At 70.4% G+C, this 2,195-nt stretch carries 1 protein-coding gene; it reads left to right on the forward strand.

Features of this window, described 5'->3' with window-relative positions; all coding sequences use genetic code 11:
- The first annotated feature begins 29 nt into the window (after positions 1 to 29).
- Positions 30 to 1,979 (forward strand): ABC transporter ATP-binding protein, encoded by a 1,950-nt coding sequence (locus GY24_RS17205; RefSeq protein WP_233279445.1) that lies wholly within the window; start codon positions 30 to 32, stop codon positions 1,977 to 1,979.
- Positions 1,980 to 2,195: the final 216 nt, after the last annotated feature.

Raw genomic sequence — 2,195 nt, forward strand, 5'->3', positions numbered from 1 at the left:
CGGTCGGGGGGAGGTCCTAGGGTGAAGCTATGAGTGGATCGATGGGCGGCGGGGGCCGCGGCAGCGGGGGAGGCGGCGGAGGGGGCCGGGGCGGTGGCCGCGTCAGCGCCGCCGACGAGCGGGCGCAGCGCGCGATCAACGCGGAGGCCCCCCGGGTCCCGCACCTGCTCAGCCGCATCGCGGCACTGTTCGCCCCGCACAAGGCCGCCCTCGTGGTCACGGTCGCGCTGGTGCTGGTCGGGGCGGCGCTCAGCGTCATCCCGCCGCTGATCACGCAGCGCGTCTTCGACCACGCGCTGTTCCCGGCATCCGGCGGGCCCGACCTCGCCCTGCTCGGCTGGCTGGTCGGCGCCATGGTCGTCGTCTTCGTCGCCAGCGCGCTGCTCGGCGTCTGGCAGACCTGGCTCACCGCCACCGTCGGCAACACGGTGATGGGCGCCCTGCGGGTGCGGCTGTTCACCCACCTGCAGGCGATGGAGCTGAGCTTCTTCACCCGCACCAAGACCGGCGTCATCCAATCCCGCCTGCAGAACGACGTCGGCGGCGTCGCCAGCGTGCTCACCAACACCATTTCGAGCGTGCTCGGCAACACCGTCACCGTGATCGCGGCCTTCATCGCGATGCTCCTGCTGAACTGGCAGCTCACCCTCATCGCGGTCGTGCTGATGCCGTTCATGGTGATCGCCCAGCGCCGGGTCGGCCAGGTGCGCGCCCGCATCGCCGCCAAGACGCAGGAGTCGCTCTCGGAGATGACGGCCATCACCCAGGAGACGCTCTCGGTCAGCGGCATCCTGCTCTCCAAGAGCTTCACCAGGCAGGGCGCCGAGATCTCCCGCTACGCCGACGAGAACGCCAACCAGGTGTCGCTGCAGGTGCGCCAGCAGATGAGCGGCCAGTGGTTCTTCGCCCTCGTCAACATCTTCCTCTCCAGCATCCCCGCCATCGTCTACCTGGCGGCCGGCTACCTGGTCGCCGGTGGCGCCACCGACGTGACGGCCGGCACCATCGTCGCGTTCACCACGGTGCAGGCCCGGCTCATGTTCCCGCTGATGGGTCTGATGCGGGTCGCGCTCGACCTGCAGACGTCCTCTGCCCTGTTCGCGCGCATCTTCGAGTACCTCGACCTCAAGCCGGCGATCGTGGATGCCCCGAATGCCGTCTCGCTCGAGTCGGCGGGCCCCGCGGCATCCGCGGAGCTCGGCCGGGTCGAGTTCGACCGGGTCAGCTTCCGCTACCCCGACCAGGACGCGGGCGAGCGGCCCACCCTCGACGCGGTCTCGTTCCTCGTCGAGCCCGGGCAGTACGCGGCCTTCGTCGGACCGAGCGGGGCGGGCAAGACGACGGTGTCCTACCTGGTGCCGCGGCTGTACGAGGCCACGGAGGGGGCGGTGCGTTTCGCCGGGCACGACGTGCGCGAGCTCACCCAGCAGTCGCTGGTCGGCAACATCGGCATCGTCAGCCAGGAGACCTACCTGTTTCACGCGAGCATCGCCGAGAACCTGCGCTATGCGAAACCGGATGCCACCGACGAGGAGCTGGAGCGGGCCACCCGCGCCGCGAACATCCACGACACGATCGCGGCGTTCCCGGCCGGCTACGACACACAGGTGGGGGAGCGCGGCTACCGGCTCTCCGGCGGAGAGAAGCAGCGGATCGCGATCGCGCGGGTGCTGCTGAAGGACCCGGCCGTGCTCGTGCTGGACGAGGCGACGAGCGCGCTCGACGTGATCTCGGAGCGGATCGTGCAGTCGGCGCTGGACGACGCCGCCCGCGGGCGCACCACGATCGCGATCGCGCACCGGCTCTCGACGGTGGTCAACGCCGACGTCATCTTCGTGATCGAGGCCGGGCGGCTGGTCGAGCGCGGCACGCACGCAGAGCTGCTGGGCTCCGGCGGCGTGTACGCGCGGCTGTTCGCCGAGCAGAGCGCCCTCTCGGCGATCGGCATCGAGCTGCCGGTGGAGGCGCTGCCGGACTAGCGCAACGCGAAGCGTTGCGAAAGGCGGCAGCCCCGACTCAGGAAATCTCGGGAACCGCAAGCGATGCGCGTCGAGTAGCCGCGGCATCCGCCGGGAGGCAAACGCGAGAACGGGAGGCCACTTTCACGTGAAAGTGGCCTCCCGTTCTGCCGTTTACCTCCCGAGCGGATGCCGGGGCAGGCAGGCACCGGCTACTGGCGCTGGGCCAGCATCGAC

Source organism: Microterricola pindariensis, from assembly GCF_002936985.1.
In the GTDB taxonomy this organism is placed as follows: domain Bacteria; phylum Actinomycetota; class Actinomycetes; order Actinomycetales; family Microbacteriaceae; genus Microterricola; species Microterricola pindariensis.